3 protein-coding genes are annotated in these 3,151 nt (G+C 62.1%); 2 read left to right on the top strand and 1 reads right to left on the bottom strand.

Annotation, left to right across the window (positions count from 1 at the left end; all coding sequences use genetic code 11):
* Window positions 1-971 (top strand): TIM-barrel domain-containing protein (locus WA989_RS12100; RefSeq protein ID WP_424340750.1); only part of this gene is annotated, 971 nt, incomplete at its 5' end.
* An 85-nt stretch (window positions 972-1,056) separates the two neighbouring features.
* Here the strand turns inward: WA989_RS12100 and WA989_RS12095 are convergent.
* On the bottom strand, window positions 1,057-1,806 hold the full coding sequence (locus WA989_RS12095) for a TetR/AcrR family transcriptional regulator (RefSeq protein WP_424340749.1): 750 nt from the start codon (window positions 1,804-1,806) through the stop codon (window positions 1,057-1,059).
* A 329-nt stretch (window positions 1,807-2,135) separates the two neighbouring features.
* On the opposite strand from WA989_RS12095, the gene WA989_RS12090 reads away from it, so the two are divergent.
* Window positions 2,136-3,151: spinster family MFS transporter (locus tag WA989_RS12090; RefSeq protein WP_424340748.1), on the top strand; the 1,016-nt coding region annotated here is incomplete at its 3' end.

Genomic DNA, 3,151 nt, shown 5'->3' with positions numbered 1-3,151 from the left:
GCTCTGCCTCATGGTCAGGCGATGTGGTGGCGCGCTGGGATGATTTGCGCGAGCAGATTTCGGCGGGCGTGAACATTGCCATGTCGGGCCTGCCCAACTGGACCCACGATATTGGCGGCTTTGCGGTCGAGGCGCGCTATACGAATGAGGATCCGGACCATGTGGCTGAGTGGCGTGAACTGAACCTGCGCTGGTTTCAGTTCGGTGCCTTCTCGCCCATCTTCCGCTCGCATGGTGAGTATCCGTTCCGGGAGATCTTCAATATCGCGCCGGAGGGCTCTGAGGTCTATGAGAGCATGGTGAAGTATGACCGGCTTCGCTACCGGCTCATGCCTTATATCTACGCGCTGGCCGGCGACACCTATCACCGCGACGGCACGATCATGCGCGGTCTGGTGATGGATTTCGAAGCCGATCGCGAGGTCTGGGACATCAATGACCAGTACATGTTCGGGCCGTCTTTCCTGGTCAGCCCCGTGCATGAGTTCGGCGCGCGTGAGCGCAGGCTCTACTTGCCGGCTGGTACGGACTGGTACGATTTCCATACCGGCGAGCGCCGGGCCGGCGGGGCCTGGGTCGATGTTCCCGCGCCGCTTGGCGACATGCCGCTTTTCGTGCGTGCCGGCGCGGTCATCCCGACCGGACCGGACATCCAGCACACCGGCGAAAACCCCGACGGACCTGTCACGCTGCTGGTCTACGCCGGCGCGGACGGGGCGTTCAGCCTCTATGAGGATGACGGGTTAAGCTATGACTATGAAAGCGGCGCGTGGAGCCGCCTCCCGATCACCTATGACGACACGACGAGGACGGTAACCATCGGTGCCATTGAGGGAAACTATCGCGCTGGCGAAACCCGCGAGTTTCGGGTCGTGTTCATCGAGGATGAGGGCGCGGCCGCGGCGCTTGCAGAAGAGCCGGATGCCGTCGTGACCTATAGCGGGAAGGCCGTCACCATCACCGCGCAATAGGCCCCGGGAGCCGACAAGGCGGCATCAGAAATGCCGGCCGCCAGTCGGTGCGCTCGGTGACGCCGTACACACTTCCACACCAAGTTCAGTCGAAGTCGTCGAGGTCTTCATCGTAGACCAGTTCGTCCGACAGGGATCCGGCGGGCATGGGCTCGAATGGCAGGGCGTCGATGCGTTCGGCATCGTCGATCATGGCGCGGATGCCGGCGGCGACGAAGATCGGGATGCGGCGAGCAAGCGCAGCAAAATCACTGGACGAGATCGTCCCACCCGAAAGGACATCGATCCGCTCGGTCGTGCCGATGGAGGAGACATAGGCGGCAGTCATGAAATGATAGGCCCAGTAGAGGTCCGCCTCGGTGGCATGCGGCATGATCGTCTTCATGTCGGCGATGAGTTCGCGCGAGACATGGTCGAACATGGCCGTCATCAGCTTGCGCAGCCAGCCGCGGGAGCCGGCCACGAATGTGATGATCGCCGCATAATTGCGCCAGCCCTCATCATTGAAGCCAAGCTCGAAGGCCGGGCGGGTGAACGCATCGATGATGCCTTCGAGGGTCATGTTGTCGCCGGCTTTTTCGCGGTAGGCGGCCATCGCCTCCTGGCGCAGCCGGTTTGACGGTTCGGACCGGCGTTTGACCACGGCCACGAACAGGCGGCGCTTGTTGACGAAATAATAGCGCATCAGCGCGGTATCGACGCCAGCCTCCTTGGCGACGGCGGCGAGCGTCGTACCGTCATAGCCGCGCTTGGCAAACTCGGCCTCGGCGCAGTCGAGTATGAGTGCCATGGAATCGCGCCGCCGCTCGGCCTGCCGCTTGGGTCGTCTCGCCATTCCCGTCTCCGCTGCGTGTTCCTCAATCGGCATATCTAGTCCCTCAGCCTTAAAAATCCTATCTAGCCGCGCGGCCAAGGAAGTGATTGACTTCCCTCACTTATAAGAGAATATTTCCATCAGAGGAAACAAATGTTCTCCGGTCAGCGAAAAGAGACAGGATCAGAGGCGCCAGACAGCACAGAGTTCAGAGGGGAGCGGCCTTTTAACGGGCAGCCTCATCTGGACCGGGACCATGCGGGCGGCGGCCTGCTGGCCATGTGATGGCGTCTGCTGCTCAACGTCTCGCCTTCGTGCGATCCGGCGGGACCCAGAAGCAGAAAGACCACATGAGCGACCCTGATACCGCGTCAATCGAGCCGGCCTCCGAACGGGCGGCCTCGCCCTATTCCAGCAGCCTTTACCGCTATTATGTGCTGGCCATTCTCACCATCGTTTACGTCTTCAATTTCGTCGACAGACAGCTGCTTGTCATCCTGCAGGAGCCGATCAAGGCAGAGCTCAATCTCTCGGACTCCCAGCTTGGCCTGCTGACCGGCTTTGCCTTTGCGCTGTTCTATGTGATCTGCGGCCTGCCGATCGCGCGATGGGCCGACAAGGGCGTGCGCCGGGACATTATCTCGATTGCGCTGACCGTCTGGAGCCTGATGACCGCGCTCAGCGGCCTTGCTGGGAATTATGCTCATCTCCTACTGGCGCGGATCGGTGTCGGCGTCGGCGAAGCAGGTGGTAGCCCGCCGGCCCATTCGATGATTTCCGACATTTTCAGCAAGAAGATGCGCGCCTCGGCGCTGTCCATCTATTCGATCGGTATCTATATCGGTATCCTGATCGGCTTCGCGCTCGGCGGCTGGATCGCCGACACGTTCAGCTGGCGGATCGCCTTCTTCATTGTCGGCCTGCCAGGCGTCCTGCTGGCTATCATCGTGCGGCTCACCGTGCGCGAACCGGCGCGCGGCTGGTCGGAAGGGGCAAAGGATGGCGCCGATCCGGCACCGCCGCTGACGCAGGTCGTACGCCACCTCTGGACCCGCCCGTCCTTCCGCTTCATCGCCCTCGGCGCGAGCCTGCAGGCCTTCATCATCTATGGCGTCGGCAACTGGTTCCCGTCCTATTTCCTGCGCAATTTCGATATCAGCCTGACAACGATCGGCGCCTGGATGGCGCTGACCTCAGGGCTTGGCGGCGGCACCGGCTCCTTCTTTGGCGGCTGGATTTCCGACAAGCTCGGGGACCGTGACCTGCGCTGGTATCTCTGGGCGCCGGCCATTCTCGTCGCGCTGGTCGTGCCTGTCCTGCTCGTCGCCCTGACGACGGGAGAGCTTTACCTCGCCCTGTTCCTGAC

The organism is Henriciella sp., assembly GCF_049649345.1.
GTDB lineage: Bacteria > Pseudomonadota > Alphaproteobacteria > Caulobacterales > Hyphomonadaceae > Henriciella.
The sequence above is the reverse complement of the archived record's forward strand: the minus strand, read 5'-3'. Positions and strand labels throughout refer to the sequence as shown.